The sequence below is a fragment of the Nonomuraea sp. NPDC000554 genome (assembly GCF_040300065.1).
Taxonomy (GTDB): domain Bacteria; phylum Actinomycetota; class Actinomycetes; order Streptosporangiales; family Streptosporangiaceae; genus Nonomuraea.
In genome coordinates this window covers 160,747-179,196 of record NZ_JBEPDC010000015.1, presented here as the reverse complement: position 1 = coordinate 179,196, position 18,450 = coordinate 160,747, and the positions used below count along the sequence as shown (strand labels likewise).

12 protein-coding genes and 1 tRNA gene are annotated in these 18,450 nt (G+C 69.9%); 9 read left to right on the top strand and 4 right to left on the bottom strand.

What is annotated here, in order from left to right; genetic code table 11:
- Positions 1–69: 69 nt before the first annotated feature.
- Positions 70–1,623 (bottom strand): bis-aminopropyl spermidine synthase family protein, encoded by a 1,554-nt coding sequence (locus tag ABT294_RS27510; RefSeq protein ID WP_350809158.1) that lies wholly within the window; start codon positions 1,621–1,623, stop codon positions 70–72.
- 243 nt (positions 1,624–1,866) lie between these two features.
- Here ABT294_RS27510 and gltB point away from each other — a divergent pair, with 243 nt between their 5' ends.
- The 5 genes from gltB (at position 1,867) to pyk (ending at position 11,437) form a co-directional block, all read left to right on the top strand.
- Positions 1,867–6,375, top strand: a complete 4,509-nt coding sequence (gltB, locus tag ABT294_RS27505) for a glutamate synthase large subunit (RefSeq protein WP_350809157.1) — start codon at positions 1,867–1,869, stop codon at positions 6,373–6,375.
- Positions 6,376–6,388: 13 nt separating this feature from the next.
- Positions 6,389–7,867 (top strand): glutamate synthase subunit beta, encoded by a 1,479-nt coding sequence (locus ABT294_RS27500; RefSeq protein WP_350809156.1) that lies wholly within the window; start codon positions 6,389–6,391, stop codon positions 7,865–7,867.
- A gap of 137 nt (positions 7,868–8,004) precedes the next feature.
- Positions 8,005–9,624, top strand: a complete 1,620-nt coding sequence (locus ABT294_RS27495) for a S8 family peptidase (RefSeq protein ID WP_350809155.1) — start codon at positions 8,005–8,007, stop codon at positions 9,622–9,624.
- Positions 9,621–9,971 carry a DUF2784 domain-containing protein gene (locus tag ABT294_RS27490; RefSeq protein ID WP_350809154.1) on the top strand — a complete coding sequence of 117 codons (351 nt, stop codon included), beginning with the start codon at positions 9,621–9,623 and terminating at the stop codon, positions 9,969–9,971. Before ABT294_RS27495 ends, ABT294_RS27490 begins: the two co-directional genes overlap by 4 nt.
- Before the next feature lie 35 nt (positions 9,972–10,006).
- Positions 10,007–11,437, top strand: coding sequence for a pyruvate kinase (gene pyk, locus ABT294_RS27485; protein ID WP_350809153.1), 1,431 nt, complete (start codon positions 10,007–10,009; stop codon positions 11,435–11,437).
- A gap of 41 nt (positions 11,438–11,478) precedes the next feature.
- On the opposite strand, the gene dapD is transcribed toward pyk, so the two are convergent.
- Both dapD and ABT294_RS27475 read right to left on the bottom strand, forming a co-directional pair.
- Entirely contained in the window at positions 11,479–12,441 is a 963-nt protein-coding gene (dapD, locus tag ABT294_RS27480) for a 2,3,4,5-tetrahydropyridine-2,6-dicarboxylate N-succinyltransferase (protein WP_350809152.1), read from the bottom strand.
- Between the two features lie 19 nt (positions 12,442–12,460).
- The gene (locus ABT294_RS27475) at positions 12,461–12,880 is read right to left on the bottom strand and encodes a pyridoxamine 5'-phosphate oxidase family protein (protein WP_350809151.1); all 420 of its coding nucleotides are present in this window, start codon (positions 12,878–12,880) and stop codon (positions 12,461–12,463) included.
- 494 nt (positions 12,881–13,374) lie between these two features.
- Here ABT294_RS27475 and ABT294_RS27470 point away from each other — a divergent pair, with 494 nt between their 5' ends.
- Entirely contained in the window at positions 13,375–14,244 is an 870-nt protein-coding gene (locus ABT294_RS27470; RefSeq protein WP_350809150.1) for a TIGR03086 family metal-binding protein, read from the top strand.
- 468 nt (positions 14,245–14,712) lie between these two features.
- Here ABT294_RS27470 and ABT294_RS27465 read toward each other — a convergent pair.
- A tRNA-Leu gene (locus tag ABT294_RS27465) sits at positions 14,713–14,786 on the bottom strand.
- 108 nt (positions 14,787–14,894) lie between these two features.
- Here ABT294_RS27465 and ABT294_RS27460 point away from each other — a divergent pair.
- From ABT294_RS27460 to ABT294_RS27450, 3 genes are all read left to right on the top strand, one after another.
- Positions 14,895–15,479: an ANTAR domain-containing response regulator gene (locus ABT294_RS27460; protein WP_350809149.1), complete on the top strand. Its 585-nt coding sequence runs from the start codon at positions 14,895–14,897 to the stop codon at positions 15,477–15,479.
- A gap of 155 nt (positions 15,480–15,634) precedes the next feature.
- Positions 15,635–16,918: an ABC transporter substrate-binding protein gene (locus tag ABT294_RS27455; protein ID WP_350809148.1), complete on the top strand. Its 1,284-nt coding sequence runs from the start codon at positions 15,635–15,637 to the stop codon at positions 16,916–16,918.
- Positions 16,919–17,139: 221 nt separating this feature from the next.
- Entirely contained in the window at positions 17,140–18,444 is a 1,305-nt protein-coding gene (locus ABT294_RS27450) for an ABC transporter substrate-binding protein (protein ID WP_350809147.1), read from the top strand.
- Positions 18,445–18,450 lie beyond the last annotated feature (6 nt).

The following is an 18,450-nucleotide window of genomic DNA, read 5'->3' as shown; positions in this document are numbered from 1 at the left end:
CCCAGAGCGCGTTGCGGCCGAGGAGGTCAGGCGTTCGTGGAACCGCGAGGCCGACGGGCGTTGTGGCCGTCAGGTGGTTGTGGACAGGCGGGCGACCGTTTCGGCGACCGCGGCGGGCAGGGCGGCCAGCCGGTGCAGCGGCGCTTCCAGCGGGGTGACGCCTTCCGACCAGGGGGCGCTCTGCCGGATGAGGGCGCGGGCGTCGTTCTTGGTGAGCGTCGCGCCCTGCGCCCTGGCCACCGCGATGAGCGCCTCGCGCCAGGTGTTGGCCAGCTTGGCGTGCCCGTGGTCGAGGACGCGGCGCAGCACCTGGGCGGCGTCACCGTCGGGCTGCGGAAGCCTGGCCGCGTCGAGGGTGTGAGCGCCGGTGGTCAGCTCGTAGACGTCGGCGAGCACGTCGGGGACCGGCGCGGGCAAGGAGGCCGGCTCCGCCAGCAGGACGCGGACGTGCTCGGCGCGGGTGGCGAGCAGCACGCGGGGGAGCGCCGCCTCCAGCCCGGCGGGCAGGGCGACGGCCACCCGCCGCACCGAGGCGGCGTACGGCTTGGCCAGCCAGGTGGTGAGCTTGACGCGCGGCTGGGGGAGGTCCTTGGGCCAGTCGCCGACCAGCAGGTCGGCGTCGGCCGCCGCGGCGTGGGGCGGGCCGTCGGCCTGCTTGGGGACGGACTCGATCGCCTGGGGCCCCTGGGTGTAGATGGCGGTGGCGAGCCGGTCGAGGCGGGCGGCGACGGCGGGGCGGGTCTTGCTGGTGGGGCGCAGGATGTAGAGGTCGGCCGCCGAGCCGATGGCTTCCGCACCGAAATATCTGTTGAAGTCCGGGTAAATGGCCTCATAGGCGAGGTTGAGCGCGGACAGCTCGTTCTGGACCTTCAGCGCCAGCGCCGGCGTCCGCTCGCTGGCGCCGTACGCGAGGAGCACCCGGCCGTCGTCCTTGAGGCCCTCGACCGCGCGCGCCACGAACAGGCCGATGCCTTCGGGCGTGTACGGCGGGTCGGTGATGGCCAGGTCGTGGCCCCGGGCCGAGGCGGGCAGGCCCAGGCGTAGATCGGCCCACCGGGTGTGCACGCCCAGCCCCTGGTCGTCGAGGTATGCCAGGATGCGCTCGTCGATGTCGGCCACCGTGACCTCGGCCTCCGGGTGCACCAGCCGTAGCGCCAGCGAGGTGAGGTCGTGGTCGCCGACGCAGAGCACCCGCGCGCCCGGCAGCCAGAACCGCGTGCCGAGCAGGAGCGCCCTGCGCAGCACGGTCTCGGGCGTGGCCGACACGTGGTCGAGCACGTGGCGCGCCCGCGGGGCCTTGGCGATCAGCTCCTGGAGCCGTTCCAGGATGTGCTCGTAGTGCGGCAGCAGGTGCGCGACCGGGTCGGCGGGCGGCGGGGCCAGCGCAAGCAGTGCCTGGTAGTCGCCCGAGTGCATCAGCGGGACCCTGAAGCGCTCTCCGGACCTTTCCAGCTCCACCTCGCGCAGGAGCCCCTCGATGGCGCGCCTGGACGTCGCCGTCTCCCGCACCAGGTCGGCCAGGCTCCACCACTGGCCGTCGCACAGGAGCGTCAGGGCGTGCCTGAGCCGCCGGCTGTCGACCCCGGCCTCGCCCAGCAGCCGCTCCACCCCGTCACGTTCCATGGGGCAACCCTATCGGCCACGTCCGGGCCCCCGAGGCGGTGAGAGCAAGGGGAATTACGGACCCTGGTCCCGGCGTTTGGGACAGTGGAGTCCGAATGTCGGGATGCTGTCAATGTTCGCAATCTGGACGTGGCGGGCACCATTCCGGCAGGGTGCGGTAACCTCTACCCACACGCAGCAGGGCCAACGTCGTCCCCGCCTGTAAGCAGTTCTTTGACAGACGATGACGACGGGAGGGATTCAATGCCTGCTGCCCACCTCGGGTTTCCCGAGCCCCAGGGCCTCTACCACCCCGCCAACGAGCACGACGCGTGCGGCGTCGCCATGGTTGCCGACGTCGCCGGTCGCCGCGGGCACGGGATCGTGGTGAAGGCGCTGACGGCGCTGTGCAATCTCGATCACCGGGGGGCCAAGGGTAGCGAGCCGGACACCGGCGACGGGGCCGGGATCCTGACGCAGATCCCCGATGAGTTCTTCCGCGCGAACCTCGACTTCGCGCTGCCCGCGGCCGGCGCCTACGCCGTGGGCATGGCCTTCCTGCCGTTCGACGGCGAGGCCCGCCAGATCGCCGTCCGCATGATCGAGGAGATCGCGGCCGAAGAGGGCCTGGACGTGCTGGGCTGGCGCGAGGTGCCGGTCGACCCGGCGCTGCCGGGGCCGAGCGCCCGGGCCGTCATGCCGCATTTCACGCAGCTCTTCGTGGCCTCCCCGGGCGGCGAGAGCGGCCTGGAGCTGGACCGGCTGGCGTTCTGCCTGCGCAAGCGGGCCGAGCACGAGGTGGACGTCTACTTCCCCTCGCTCAGCTCGCGCACGGTCGTCTACAAGGGGATGCTCACCCCCGGCCAGGTCGAGCCGTTCTTCCCTGACCTGAGCGACGAGCGTTACGAGACCGCCATCGCGCTGGTGCACTCGCGGTTCTCCACCAACACCTTCCCGAGCTGGCCGCTGGCCCACCCGTACCGGTACATCGCGCACAACGGCGAGATCAACACGGTCAAGGGCAACCGCAACTGGATGCGGGCTCGCGAGGCGATGCTGAAGTCTGCCCACATCCCGGGCGATATTTCACGACTTTTCCCCATCTGTGACCCGGATGGGAGCGACACCGCCAGCTTCGACGAGGCGCTGGAGCTGCTCCACATCGGCGGCAGGTCGCTGCCGCACGCCGTGCTGATGATGATCCCGGAGGCGTGGGAGAACCACACCGAGATGGACCCGGCCCGCCGGGCCTTCTACGAGTTCCACTCCTCGATGATGGAGGCGTGGGACGGCCCCGCGTCGATCACCTTCACCGACGGCACCCTGGCCGGCGCCGTCCTCGACCGCAACGGCCTGCGCCCCGGCCGGTTCTGGGTGACCGCCGACGGCCTGGTCGTGCTGGCCTCCGAGGCCGGCGTGCTCGATTTCAGGCCCGAGGACGTGGTCCGCAAGGGCCGCCTCCAGCCGGGCCGGATGTTCCTCATCGACACCGCCCGCGGCAAGATCATCGAGGACGACGAGATCAAGGCCGAGCTGGCCGCCGCGCTGCCGTACGAGGACTGGCTGCACGCCGGGCTGGTGCGCTTCGAGGAGTTGCCCGCCCGTCAGCGGGAGATCCCGACGCACGAGGCGCTCGTCAGGCGACAGCAGACCTTCGGCTACACCGAGGAGGAGCTGCGCGTCATCCTGTCGCCGATGGCCAGGACCGGCGCCGAGCCGATCGGCTCGATGGGCACCGACACCCCCGTCGCGGTGCTGAGCGAGAAGCCCCGGCTGCTGTTCGACTACTTCACGCAGCTGTTCGCGCAGGTCACCAACCCGCCGCTGGACGCCATCCGCGAGGAGCTGGTGACCTCGCTGGCCAGCGTGCTCGGGCCGGAGGGCAACCTGCTCGACCCCGGTCCCGCCTCCTGCCGCCAGCTCGTCCTGCCGTACCCGGTGATCGACAACGACGAGCTCGCGAAGATCATCCACATCAACGACGAGGGCGACCTGCCCGGCTTCCACCCGCACGTCGTCAGCGGCCTCTACCAGGTGTCGGGCGGCGGCGAGGCGCTGCTGCACCGCCTGGAGGAGATCCGCGCCGAGGTGTCCGAGGCGATCGCGAACGGCGCGCGGATCATCGTGCTGTCCGACCGCGGCTCCTCCGAGGCGCTCGCGCCGATCCCGGCGCTGCTGCTGACCGGCGCGGTGCACCACCACCTGATCCAGGAGAAGACCCGCACCAAGATCGGCCTGGTCATCGAGACCGGCGAGGCGCGCGAGTGCCATCACATGGCGCTGCTCGTCGGCTACGGCGCCGGCGCGGTCAACCCGTACCTGGCGATCGAGACCGTCGAGGACCTGGTCGACACCGGCGCACTGCCGATCGACAAGCGCAAGGCCGTGCGGAACCTGATCAAGGCGTACGGCAAGGGCGTCATCAAGGTCATGTCCAAGATGGGCGTGTCCACCGTCGCCTCCTACACCGGCGCGCAGATCTTCGAGGCGCTCGGCCTGAGCCAGGAGGTCATCGACTCCTGCTTCACCGGCACCACCTCACGGCTCGGCGGCGTCGGCTTCGACGTCCTGGCCCGCGAGGCCGCCGAGCGGCACCGCCACGCCTACCCGAGGGCGTCGAACGCGCACCGGCGGCTCCAGGTCGGCGGCGAGTACCAGTGGCGGCGCGAGGGCGAGCCGCACCTGTTCAACCCCGAGACCGTCTTCAAGCTGCAGCACGCCACCCGCAGCCGCCGTTACGAGATCTTCAAGGAGTACACCTCGCTGGTGGACTCCCAGGCCGAGAGGCTCATGACGCTGCGCGGGCTGTTCAAGCTCCGCTCCGAGCGGACGTCCGTCCCGATCGAGGAGGTCGAGCCGGTCTCCGAGATCGTCAAGCGGTTCTCGACCGGCGCGATGTCGTACGGCTCCATCTCGATGGAGGCGCACGAGACGATCGCCATCGCGATGAACCGGCTCGGCGGCAAGTCCAACACCGGCGAGGGCGGCGAGGACCCCGAGCGCCTCTACGACGCCACCCGCAGGTCGGCCATCAAGCAGGTCGCCTCGGGACGTTTCGGGGTGACCTCCGAATACCTCGTCAACGCCGCGGACCTGCAGATCAAGATGGCCCAGGGCGCCAAGCCCGGCGAGGGCGGCCAGCTGCCCGGCCACAAGGTCTACCCGTGGATCGCCAAGACCAGGCACTCGACGCCCGGCGTCGGCCTCATCTCGCCGCCGCCGCACCATGACATCTACTCGATCGAGGACCTGGCCCAGCTCATCCACGACCTGAAGAACTCCAACCCCGAGGCTCGCGTGCACGTGAAGCTCGTGGCCGAGGTCGGAGTCGGCACCGTGGCGGCGGGCGTGTCCAAGGCGCACGCGGACGTGGTGCTCATCTCCGGGCACGACGGCGGCACCGGCGCGTCCCCGCTGACCTCGCTGAAGCACGCGGGGGCGCCGTGGGAGCTCGGCCTGGCGGAGACGCAGCAGACGCTGCTGCTCAACGGGCTGCGCGACCGCATCGTGGTGCAGGTGGACGGCCAGCTCAAGACCGGGCGCGACGTCGTCATCGCCGCGCTGCTCGGCGCCGAGGAGTACGGCTTCGCCACCGCGCCGCTGGTCGTGTCCGGCTGCGTGATGATGCGGGTCTGCCACCTCGACACCTGCCCGGTGGGCGTGGCCACGCAGAACCCCGAGCTGCGCAAGCGCTTCACCGGCAAGCCCGAGTTCGTGGTCAACTTCTTCGAGTTCATCGCCGAGGAGATCCGCGAGTACCTGGCCGAGCTGGGCTTCCGCTCGCTCGACGAGGCGATCGGGCACGTCGAGCTGCTCGACATGACGGCCGCCGAGGACCACTGGAAGGCCGGCGGGCTCGACCTGTCGCCGATCCTGCACCAGCCGGAGCTCCCGGCGGGCACGCCGCTGCGGCGCACCGTCGAGCAGGACCACGGGCTCCAGCACGCGCTCGACAACACCCTCATCCAGCTCGCCGAGGGCGCGCTCGCCGAGGGCACCCCCGTGGTGCTCGAGCTGCCCATCCGCAACGTGAACCGCACGGTCGGCACCATGCTCGGCTACCAGGTCACCAAGCGGTACGGCGGAGCCGGCCTGCCAGAGAACACGATCGACATCGGTTTCACCGGCTCGGCGGGCAACTCGTTCGGCGCGTTCGTCCCGCGCGGCATCACGCTGCGGCTGACCGGCGACGCCAACGACTACCTGGGCAAGGGCCTGTCGGGCGGGCGCATCACGGTCCGCCCGCACGAGGAGGCCCCGCTGGACGGACACATCATTTCCGGAAATGTCGCCCTCTACGGCGCCACGTCCGGAGAGGTGTTCATCCGCGGTGTCGTCGGCGAGCGGTTCTGCGTCCGCAACTCCGGCGCGACCGCGGTCGTCGAGGGCGTCGGCGACCACGGCTGCGAGTACATGACCGGCGGCAAGGCCGTCGTCCTCGGGCCGACCGGGCGCAACTTCGCGGCGGGCATGTCGGGCGGCGTCGCCTACCTGCTCGACGCCAGGCCGGCCCGGGTCAACCGCGAGATGGTCGCCATCGAGGCGATCACCGAGCAGGACGCCGAGTTCCTCAAGGAGACGGTCGAGAAGCACTTCGCCGAGACCGCCTCCCCGGTCGCCAAGCAGCTGCTGGCCGACTGGGACGACGCGCTCACCCGATTCAGCAAGATCATGCCTGGTGACTACAAGCGGGTCCTCGCGGCCGCCGAGGCCGCCCGCATCGAAGGCCGGGACATCGACGAGGCGGTCATGGCCGCCGCGGTCCAGGGATAAGGAGGCGTAACCGATGGCTGACCCCAAGGGTTTTCTCACGCACGACCGGGAGCTGCCCGCACGCCGCCCCGTGGACGTCCGCATCGGCGACTGGCAGGAGGTCTACCAGGACTTCCCGCAGGAGAAGCTGACCAAGCAGGCCGCCCGCTGCATGGACTGCGGCATCCCGTTCTGCCACAACGGCTGCCCGCTCGGGAACCTCATCCCCGAGTGGAACGACCTCGTCTTCCGCACCGACTGGCAGGAGGCGATCGAGCGGCTGCACGCCACGAACAACTTCCCGGAGTTCACCGGCAGGCTCTGCCCGGCTCCGTGCGAGGCGGCGTGCGTGCTCGGCATCAACTCCGACCCGGTGGCGATCAAGCGGGTCGAGGTCGAGATCATCGACCGCGCGTTCGCCGAGGGCTGGGTCGCACCGCAGCCACCCGCCGTCAAGACGGGCAAGCGGGTCGCGGTCGTCGGCTCCGGGCCGTCCGGGCTGGCGGCGGCCCAGCAGCTCACCAGGGCCGGGCACGACGTGGTGGTGTTCGAGCGCGCCGACCGCATCGGCGGGCTGCTGCGCTACGGCATCCCCGAGTTCAAGATGGAGAAGCGGCACATCGACCGGCGGCTGGCGCAGATGCGGGCCGAGGGCACCGAGTTCCGCACCGGCGTGCACGTCGGCGTGGACGTCACCGCCCGCGAGCTGCGCGAGCAGTTCGACGCCGTGGTGCTGGCGGGAGGCGCCACCCAGTGGCGTGACCTGCCGGTGCCCGGCCGCGAACTGGGCGGCGTCCACCAGGCGATGGAGTACCTGCCGCTGGCGAACAAGGTGCAGGAGGGCGACCTGGCGGTCGCGCCCATCTCCGCCGAGGGCAAGCACGTCGTGGTGATCGGCGGTGGTGACACCGGCGCCGACTGCATCGGCACCGCGATCAGGCAGGGCGCGCTGTCGGTCACGCAGCTGGAGATCATGCCGCGGCCGCCCGCGTCCCGTCCCGGCAGCCAGCCGTGGCCGACGTTCCCCATCCTGTTCAAGATCGAGAGCGCGCACGAGGAGCTGGAGGACGGCGGGGGAGCGCGGGTGTACGCGGTCTCCACGACGGAGTTCGTCGGGGACGAGTCCGGAAATGTCCGCGCTTTGCGGCTGGTGGAGGTCGATGGGCCGCAGAACGGCTTCCAGCCCATCCCCGGCACCGAGCGGGAGATCCCGGCCGAGCTGGTGACGCTCTCGATGGGCTTCGTCGGCCCGGAGAAGGGCGCGCTGCTGCAGGACCTGGCGGAGGACGGCGGCGAGGGCTTCTACGACGCCCGGGGCAACGTCACGCGCGACAAGTCGTACATGTCCAAGGTGGACGGCGTGTTCGTGGCCGGTGACATGGGCCGCGGCCAGTCGCTCATCGTCTGGGCCATCGCCGAGGGCCGCGCCGCCGCGTCCGGCGTCGACCGCTACCTGACGGGCGACACCTCCCTGCCCTACCCGATCCTCCCGACGGCCCGCTCGCTGGTCTGACCCCGCGGAGGCCCGGCCTCATGGCCGGGCCTTCCGGTCGGTAAAAGTTTGTTGACCGAAGCTTTGCCGTGAACTTGCATTGCATCGGAACCGTCGGGAAAGATGCAGATTCTGTGTCGGTGGGTGGAAGGGGAACAATGCGGCGGCTCGCTTGCGGTTTGCTGACGCTCGTCACGGCTGCCGCGCTCACCGCGTGCGCGTCTCCGGCCACTCCCAGAGCCGGTAACGACGAGTACCTCGTCTTCTACGCCGACGGCCAGCGGAGCCAGGCCGTCGCCGCCGTCGAGAACGCCGGTGGCACCACCGTCAGCACCGAGGACAAGCTCGGCTACCTGCTGGCCAAGGGCGGCGGCAACGGGTTCGTCGAGTCGCTCGGCGGCGACCGCGCCATCGTCGGCGTCTCCGCCGACCGCGAGATCGGCTTCGCCACCTCCCTCCCGGCCGCCCCCGCCGCCTTCCCCGACGTGTCCTCGCTGTCGTCCCGCACGAGCGGCGAGCCCCTCGCCGGACGCCAGTGGGACATGCGGATGATCGGCGCCGACCGCGCCCACCAGAAGGCGCCCGGCACCAAGAAGGTGCTCGTCGGCATCATCGACACCGGTGTCGACGGCAAGCACCCTGACATCGCCCCCAACTTCAACCGCGAGCTGAGCCGCAACTTCGTCACCGACAAGCCCAAGGACGCCAACGGCGACACGCTCGACGGCCCCTGCGAGGTCAGCTCCTGCAAGGACCCCGTGGACGCGGACGACGACGGCCACGGCACGCACGTCGCCAGCACGATCGGCTCGCCGATCAACGGGATCGGCATCGCCGGCGTCGCCCCCGGCGTGCAGCTCGTCAACATCAGGGCCGGACAGGACTCCGGGTTCTTCTTCCTCAAGCCCAGCATCGACGCCCTCACCTACGCCGCCGACATCGGCGTGGACGTCGTCAACATGAGCTACTACGTCGACCCGTGGCTGTTCAACTGCGCGAACAACAAGGCCGACAGCAAGAAGGAGCAGCTGGAGCAGCGCGCCATCATCACCGGCATGCAGCGGGCCATCGACTACGCCCGCAGCAAGGGCGTCACGATCATCTCCGCCCTCGGCAACGGCTCCACCGACCTCGGCAAGCCCAAGGTCGACAAGAGCAGCCCCGGCTATCCGCGCGGTGGGGAGAAAGAGCGCAAGGTCGACAACTCCTGCGTCAACGTGCCCGCCGAGTCCAAGGGCGTGATCTCGGTGTCGTCGGTCGGGCCGACCGGCCGCAAGGCCGTCTACAGCGACTACGGCATCGAGCAGGCCGACCTGGCCGCGCCCGGCGGCGACGGGTCCGACGGCAAGGGCGTCGCCGCCTCGCGGCTGATCCTGGCCGCCGCGCCGGAAAGGGTGCTCCGCGCCACCGGCAAGCTCGACAAGTCCGGCAAGCCCAAGACGTCGCAGGTCATCCGCGACTGCACCGGCGGCACCTGCTCCTACTACCAGTACCTCGAAGGCACCTCGATGGCCGCCCCGCACGCCACCGGCGTCGCCGCCATCCTCATCAGCCGCTTCGGCAAGCCCGGCAAGGGCGGCCTCACCATGGACCCGGCCGCCGTGGAGAAGCTCCTGTACCAGACCGCCGCCCCCAAGCCGTGCCCGTCGCCCAAGGCGTACGTCTACAGCGACTACGGTGACAAGGTGACCCACACCTGCGAAGGCGGCACGTCCAAGAACGGCTTCTACGGCCACGGGCTCGTCGACGCCTGGAAGGCGGCCACTGCCGGGCCATGATGTACCGCCTCATCGCGGAACTCGCGATGGTGGCGCACTTCGCGTTCCTCGCCTACCTCGTCCTGGGCGGGTTCCTGGCCTGGCGGTGGCGGCGCACGATCATCGTGCATCTGGCGGTCGTCGCCTGGGCGCTGTTCTCACTCGCCAGCCACGTCGAATGCCCGCTGACCGACGTCGAGGACTGGGGACGCAGGAACGCCGGGCTCCCGCAACTGCCGCCGAGCGGCTTCATCGACTACTACATCGAAGGAGTCGTCTACCCGGAGCAGTACACGAACTTGGTGCGACTGGGGGTCGCCGTTCTCATCCTGTTCTCCTACGTCGGCTACCTTCTCCGTCGTCCATGACTGCCAGGTGGTCTGTACCAATTAAGGTAGGACTCGTGACCCGTCGCGCGAAAATCGTCTGCACCCTCGGCCCCGCCACGTCCTCTACCGAACGCCTGCGCGAGCTCATCGCCGCCGGCATGGACGTCGCACGCTTCAACCTCAGCCATGGCAACCATGACATGCACAGAGAGGTCTACGAGCGAGTCAGGGAGGTGGCGGCCGACCTCGGCCGCGGTGTAGGCGTCCTGGCCGACCTGCAGGGCCCCAAGATCCGTGTCGGCACGTTCGAGGAGGGGCCGGTACGCCTCGGCTTCGGCGACGTCTTCACCATCACCACCGAGGACGTGCCCGGCGACCGCGAGCAGGTCTCCACCACCTACAAGGGCCTGCCGAAGGACGTCCGCCCCGGCGACACGATCCTCGTCGACGACGGCCGCCTCGTGCTCGAGGCCACCCGCGTCGACGGCGAGCGCGTCACCACCCGCGTCGTCATCGGCGGCATGATCTCCGACAACAAGGGCCTCAACCTGCCCGGCGTCAACGTCAGCGCGCCCGCCCTCACCGACAAGGACGAGGCCGACCTGCGCTGGGCGCTGCGCACCGGCTTCGACATGATCGCACTGTCGTTCGTCCGCCGCCCGTCCGACGCCGACGTCGTGCGCAACATCATGGAGCAGGAGGCCGTCCGCCTGCCGCTGCTCGCCAAGATCGAGAAGCCGCAGGCCGTCGACCGTCTGCCCGAGATCGTCGAGGCGTTCGACGGCATCATGGTGGCCCGTGGCGACCTCGGCGTCGAGCTGCCCCTCGAAGAGGTCCCGATCGTCCAGAGGCGCCTCATCGAGCTCTGCCGCGAGAAGGCCAGGCCCGTCATCGTCGCCACCCAGATGCTCGACTCGATGATGAACGCGCCCCGCCCCACCCGCGCCGAGACCTCCGACGTCGCCTACGCCGTCATGGACGGCGCCGACGCCGTCATGCTCTCCGGCGAGACGTCCGTCGGCAGCTACCCGATCGAGGCGGTCTCCACCATGGACCGCATCGCCTGCGCCGCCGAGAGGTCCTCCCTGCACGCCACCCACACCCTCGAGCGCATGCCCGAGACCACGGGCGGCGCCATCGCCAGGGCCGCCGCCGAGGTGGGCGCCATCGTCGGCGCCAAGGCCCTGATCGCGTTCACCATGTCAGGAGAGACGGCCCGCCGGCTGGCCCGCTATCGCTCGCCGATCCCGCTGCTGGCGTTCACGTCCGCGCCGCACGTGCGCGGGCAGCTGTCGCTGACCTGGGGGGTGGAGACGTTCCACGTCCCGTTCGTGCACCACACGGATGACATGGTCAGGCAGGTCGAGGCGTCGCTGCTGTCGCTCGGCCGCCTGGAGAAGGGCGACAAGGTGGTCATCGTCGCCGGGTCGCCCCCCGGCACCCCGGGCTCCACCAACGCCCTGCGCGTCCACACGATCGGCTCCGCCGTCTCCCACGCGCACTGACGAGGGCGCGTGCCGCGCGGGATCGCGCGGCACGCGGTGCGTCAGTTCGAGTGGAGAGCCGCGTTGAGCGTGATGCCGGTGCCGGTGCGCGGCACGGCCTCCACAGCGCCGGTCTGGGAGTTGCGGCGGAGCAGCAGGCCGCTCGAACCCGACAGCTCCCTCGCCTTGACCACCCGGCCGTCAGGCAGGCTCACCTTGGTTCCCGCCGTGACGTACAGGCCCGCCTCCACCACGCAGTCGTCGCCCAGCGAGATGCCCACCCCGGCGTTCGCTCCCAGCAGGCAGCGCTCGCCGACCGAGATGACCTCCTTGCCGCCGCCCGACAGCGTCCCCATGATCGACGCGCCGCCGCCGACGTCCGAGCCGTCGCCGACCAGCACGCCGGCCGAGATCCGGCCCTCCACCATGGACGCGCCCAGCGTGCCCGCGTTGAAGTTCACGAAGCCCTCGTGCATCACCGTGGTGCCGCTCGCCAGGTGAGCGCCGAGCCGCACCCGGTCCGCGTCGGCGATGCGGACACCCGACGGCAGCACGTAGTCGACCATCCGCGGGAACTTGTCCACCCCGTACACCGTCACCGCGCCCCGCGCGCGCAGCCTGAGCCGCGTCTGCTCGAAGCCCTCGACGGGGCACGGGCCGAAGTTGGTCCACACGACGTTCGCCAGCAGCCCGAACAGGCCGTCGAGGCTCAACCCGTGCGGACGCACCAGCCGCGACGACAGCAGATGCAGCCGCAGATAGACGTCGTGCGCGTCGGCGGGCGGCTCAGAGAGCTTGGCGATGCCCGTGCGCACCGCCACCACCTCCACCCCCCTCGCCGGATCAGGCCCGACCAGCGCCGCCAGCTTGCCCGCCGCGTCGGTGGTGAGCCGCTCGGTGCCGGTGACGGGCGGCTCGCCCAGCTCAGGAGCGGGGAACCAGGTGTCGAGGACGGTGCCGTCGGCGGCGACGGTCGCGAGCCCGACGCCGTGAGCGCCGGTCACAGTGGGATCGATAGCAGTCACGGGCGACAAACTACCGTCTTCACAGCGCGCCCAGGTCGGCCGACAGCCACCGTTCCGGCCGCATCCGGAACGTCACCAACGCGCTCAGGTCGGAACTCTCCACATATCCCCGCACGTCCTCCGGCGCGAGATAGCGGGCCGCGATCCGCGTCAGCTCCTCCACCGTCGTCGGATCCGCCCGCACCACCGGCCCCTCCACCGACACGTAGCGGTAGGTCGGGCTGCTGCGCTGCGCCAGCAGCGAGAACCGCCCCGTCTTGGCGACCAGCACGGCCTTGCGGGAGTCGGCGCCGGTCAGGAACCGCACGTCGCCGCCAGGGCTGTAGTCGTACCAGACGGGGACGTTCAGCGGCGCCCGCCCCGGCCCCGCGTCGACCGCCATCGCCGCGATGTGCGAGTCGGCCAGGAACGCTTCACGATCTTCGACGCTCAACGGCATCGGGCCCACCTCCATCATGTGTCTCACCGGTTACATCACCGAGGACGGAGACGGCTACTCCAGACCAGTGCCCGACAAATGCCCTCATGGGCGGTGTGCGGGCGGATTCTTTGCCGGAGCGAGAGGCGTGCCTGCCAGCCAGGGAGAGCGGGCGACCTACTCCGCCGCGGCGACAGGAGCCGCCTCGGGGACGGCCCCCATCGCCCACCACAGCGACCCGGACACCACCTGTCGAAACTCCCGCCCGCCGCCGCATACCCGACGTCCAGGAGCGCCCTCAACGCGCTCACCGTCCAGTACGCCAAAGAACTCCGCGAACAAGGCATCCTGGTCAATGCCGCCACTTCCGGCCCATGCGCCACGGACTTGACGAAACACCTCGGGGGTCACATCAGTCGCACCGCGGCCCAGGGGGCGGCGATCATCATCAAACTGGCCACCCTCGGCCCCGACGGGCCCACGGGTGTCTTCCTCGACGACGACGGGACCGTGCCTTGGTAGACATCATCCAACTCAACCGGCAATCCGTTCAGGCCACCATCGACCTCGTCAACACCATCAAGCCCGACGATCTCCACCGCCCCACCCCCTGCGCGGGCTGGACGGTCCGCGACCTGCTGGAACACCAGATCGTGCAGAACCACGGCTTCGCCCACGCCGCCACCGGCCGCCCCTCCGACCTCGCCGCCTGGCAACCCCGACCGCTCGGCGACGACCCGCGCGGCGAACACACGGAGTCGGCCGAGGCCGTGCTCGCCGCCTTCGCCGAGGACGGCGTCCTGGAACGCCGCTTCTGGCTCCCCGAGATCCGCGACGGCGGCCCGTTCCCCGCGGAACTGGCGATCGGCTTCCACTTCATCGACTGCGTCGTCCACGACTGGGACCTCGCCAAGGCGCTCGGGGTCGCCCCCAACGTGCCGCCGGCACTGGCGGAGGCCGCGCTGCCGCTCGCCGCCCAGGTTCCCGACACCCCTGAGGCCCGGGGTGAGGGCAGCGCCTTCCGCCCCGGCCTCGCCATCGAAGACGACGCCCCGGCCCTGGACCGCGTCGTCGCCCTCCTCGGCCGCTCACCCACCTGGACCCCACATCCGGCTGAGCATCCACCGGGACGCCACGGGGGTGCCGCTTCGGCGCCCCCGTGCGGTGGTGGCGGGTCAGTACTTCGGCCCGACTCGACCGCCTCCCGGCGCGCGACCGAGATCTCGTTGGCCTTGTTGCGCCGCCAGGCGACGCCGAGGAGGTCAAGCGCCTCACCGCGCAGCGCCAGGATGTCGGCGGACTCGTTCTTGAACAGGTACCGCGGATACTCGTACCACCGCACCCCACTCGGCAACTCGCGCCGGACGCGGTTGACGCCCTGGTAGCCGTCGGAATGGATGAGCCCCCGGACGAACGAGTCTGGAAGGGCCGAGACGATCTCCCGCTGCCACGGAGCCAGGATGATCGGGCGCCGATGCTTTCTGCCGCCGCCATGCTGGGGAAAGAGATGCGGCCAGTGTCTGGAGTACGAGTTGACCTCGCAGCAGCCTGACCCTGTTCGTGGGGCGGACGGCCCGTAGGGCGTCGACGCACTCCTGTTTGAGCCCCGGCCAGCTGTCTGCGCACATGATGCGCAGCGACCACACGCCCTTGTCCGGGGCGCCCATCGGGCTGATACAGCCGTCGGTGGACCTGCTGACACCGGTCTGGCGGCTTGCCTCGGCGACGCTGAGCCCCGAGGCGACCAGGCGCAGTGCCGGTGCCGCACCGCGGGATCGTACATGGCGGGCAGTTTCGCAGGCCGGTACGACAGAAATGAGTACCGCTCGATCTCAGACCGAGCGGTAGTGAAGTGCCCCGGGTGGGACTCGAACCCACACTGCGCGGGTTTTGAATCCGCTTCCTCTGCCTATTGGGATACCGAGGCAGGAATCCGGACGTATCCGAATTCTTTGTACACGCCCAAGGGTAGCCCAACTCCAGCTACCGGCACCGGCGTGGATCTAATCTACCGGACATCGGTACTCTTCTGCTCGTGAGTACGCAGCGGCGAGTGGTGATCGCGGAAGACGAGGCACTGATCCGCCTCGACCTCAAGGAGATGCTTGAGGAGGACGGCTACGTCGTCGTGGGGGAGGCCGGTGACGGCGAGCGGGCGATCCAGCTGGCCACCGACCTGCGGCCCGACCTGGTCATCCTGGACGTCAAGATGCCCGTGCTCGACGGCATCTCGGCGGCCGAGCGGATCGTCGCCGAGCGCATCGCGCCGTGCCTGATCCTGACCGCGTTCTCCCAGCGCGACCTGGTCGAGCGCGCCCGGGACGCCGGCGCGATGGCCTACCTGGTCAAGCCGTTCACCAAGGCCGATCTGGTGCCCGCGATCGAGATGGCGGTCAGCCGGCACGAGGAGATGGTGGCGCTGGCCGGCGAGGTGTCGAGCCTGTCGGAGCGGCTGGAGACGAGGAAGCTGGTCGAGCGGGCCAAGGGGCAGTTGATGGCCGCGCACGGCTGGAGCGAGCCGCAGGCGTTCCGCTGGATCCAGAAGGCGTCGATGGACCGCCGGTTGAGCATGCGCGAGGTTGCCCAGATCGTTATAGACGACTCGGCCGAGCGATCGTAAAAAGTTCCCATATCAGGTGATTTGGCGTTGCGGGTTGTGGCGCGGTCACGAGTGAGCATCCAAGCGGCTTCGGCTTCTTCCGGCTGAGGCGTCCCGGCGCATGCTGATGGGCGGACGGAGGGTCCGCTCCTGCGAACGCGAACGGAGACGCTTCGATGACCCGTATTTCCCGTGCGCTGGCCGTCGCCGCCGCGGCGAGCCTCGCCGCGGCGGCCTGTTCGAGCGGCGGCGGCACGACCGCCGTGCCGAGCACCGCGCAGTCGCAGCCTTCCGGGCAGGCCGCCAAGGGTGACGGCACGCTCACGATCGGGACGACGCTGCCCCAGACGGGGTCGCTGGCCTACCTCGGGCCGCCGGAGTTCGCCGGGGTCGACCTGGCGGTCAAGGAGGTCAACGAGGCCGGCGGGGTCCTGGGCAAGCCGGTCGTGAAGATCGACACCGACTCCGGTGACACGACGACGAACATCGCCTCGCAGTCGGTCGACAAGCTGCTGGCGCAGAAGGCGGACGCGATCATCGGCGCCGCGTCCTCGTCGGTCTCGAAATCGATCATCGACAAGGTCACGGGCGCGGGGGTGGTGCAGTTCTCGCCGGCGAACACGTCCGACGAGTTCACCACGATCAAGGACGACGGCCTGTACTTCCGCACGGCGCCGCCGGACAAGCTGCAGGGGCGGGTCCTGGGCGATCTGGCGGTGGCCGATGGGAACGACACGATCGGCATCCTGGCGATGCAGGACTTCTACGGGTCCGGCCTGGCCGACCAGGTGACGCAGACCGCCGAGGCGGGCGGCGCGCAGGTGGTGGAGCGGGTCGACTACGACCCGAAGGCGGCGGACTTCTCGGCGGACGTGGCCAAGATCAAGGCGAAGAACCCGAAGGCGATCATGCTGATCGGCTTCGAGGAGACGGCGAAGGTCGTGCAGGAGCTGGTCAAGCAGGGGCTGACGGCCGACAAGCACCAGTGGTACATGGTCGACGGCAACATGTCGAACACCAACTACCTGAAGTCGCCCAGGGGCACGCTGAAGGGCGTCAAGGGCACGATTCCCGGCGCGGCGGCCCCGGCGGCGTTCCAGAAGCGGCTGCTGTCGGTGGATCCGAAGCTGACCAACTACACCTACGCGGCGGAATCGTACGACGCGGCGATCCTGATCGCGCTGGCGGCGCAGGCGGCCAAGGACGACAGCGGCAAGGCGATCGCGGCCAAGCTGGAGGACGTGAGCAAGGGCGGCGAGAAGTGCCAGGGCTTCAAGGCCTGCGCCGACCTGCTGAAGGCGGGCAAGGACATCGACTACGACGGTGTGAGCGGCCCGGTGGACTTCAACGACGTGGGCGACCCGTCCGTGGCGACGATCGGCGTCTATCAGTACGGCGCCGACAACAGGTACGACGCCGCCAAGGCGCTGGAGTACCGCAGGGGTGACATCTCCGGATGACGCTTTCCGGGTCCCGGTCCGCGCGGTTGCGGATCGGGGCCGTTGCCGGGACGGCCGGTCCGTAACTCTCCTGAAGCATTCCGTGACGGACCGTCATAGCGACATTACAAATCAGTATAAAAGCCGCGTAAGATCACCACCTCCCCTTCTCGGACGGGCATGCTGAGCTCGGCGAACGCAGCGAGGGAGATCGTCTCCTCGTTGGAATAGGGGGAGTATCTATGATCCGCATTGCTCCAGCAGGGCGAGCCCTGGCCGTCGCAGCCGCGGCGAGCCTGGCCTTGACGGCCTGTGGCGGGGGCGGTGACGCGGGCACGGCCGCGAAGGCGAGCGAGTCCTCCGCGCCGGCCTCGTCGGCCCCCGCCGCCGCCAAGGGCGACGGCACGCTGACCATCGGCACGCTGCTGCCGCAGACGGGCTCGCTGGCCTTCCTCGGCCCGCCGGAGTTCGCCGGTGTCGACCAGGCCGTCAAGGAGATCAACGACGCGGGTGGCGTGCTCGGCAAGCAGGTCACGAAGATCCACACGGACTCGGGTGACACCACCACGAACCTGGCCTCGCAGTCGGTCGACAAGCTGCTGGCGCAGAAGGCGGATGCGATCATCGGCGCCGCGTCCTCGTCGGTGTCGGAGTCGGTGATCGACAAGATCACCGGTGCCGGAGTGGTGCAGTTCTCGCCGGCGAACACGTCCGACAAGTTCACCACGATCAACGACAACGGCCTGTACTTCCGCACGGCGCCGCCGGACAAGCTGCAGGGCCGCGTGCTGGGCGACCTGATCGCCGCCGACGGCAGCGACACGATCGGCATCCTGGCGATGCAGGACTCCTACGGGTCCGGCCTGGCCGACCAGGTCACCAAGACCGCGCAGGGCGCGGGCGCGGAGGTCGTCGAGCGGGTCGACTACGACCCGAAGGCGGCCGACTTCTCCGCGGACGTGGCCAAGATCAAGGCGAAGAACCCGAAGGCGATCGTGCTGATCGGCTTCGAGGAGGGCGCCAAGGTCGTGCAGGAGCTGGTGAAGCAGAGCCTCACGGCCGACAAGGTCAAGTGGTACATGGTCGACGGCAACATGTCGAACAGCAACTACCTGAAGATGCCCAAGGGCACGCTGAAGGGCGTCAAGGGCACCATCCCCGGCGCTGCGGCGCCGGAGGAGTTCAGAAAGAAGCTCCTGGCGAACGACCCCAAGCTGACCAACTACACCTATGCGGCGGAGTCGTACGACGCGGCGATCCTGATCGCGCTGGCCGCCGAGGCGGCCAAGGACGACAGCGGCAAGGCGATCGGGGCCAAGCTGCCCGAGGTCAGCAAGGGCGGCGAGAAGTGCAAGGACTTCAAGACCTGCGCCGAGCTGCTGAAGGCGGGCAAGGACATCGACTACGACGGTGTGAGTGGCCCGATCGAGTTCAACGACGCCGGTGACCCGGCGGAGGCGACGATCGGCGTCTACCAGTACGGCGGGGAGAACACCTACGACGCCACGAAGGCGCTGGAGTACCGCACCGGCAAGATCGACGGCTGAGGTTCG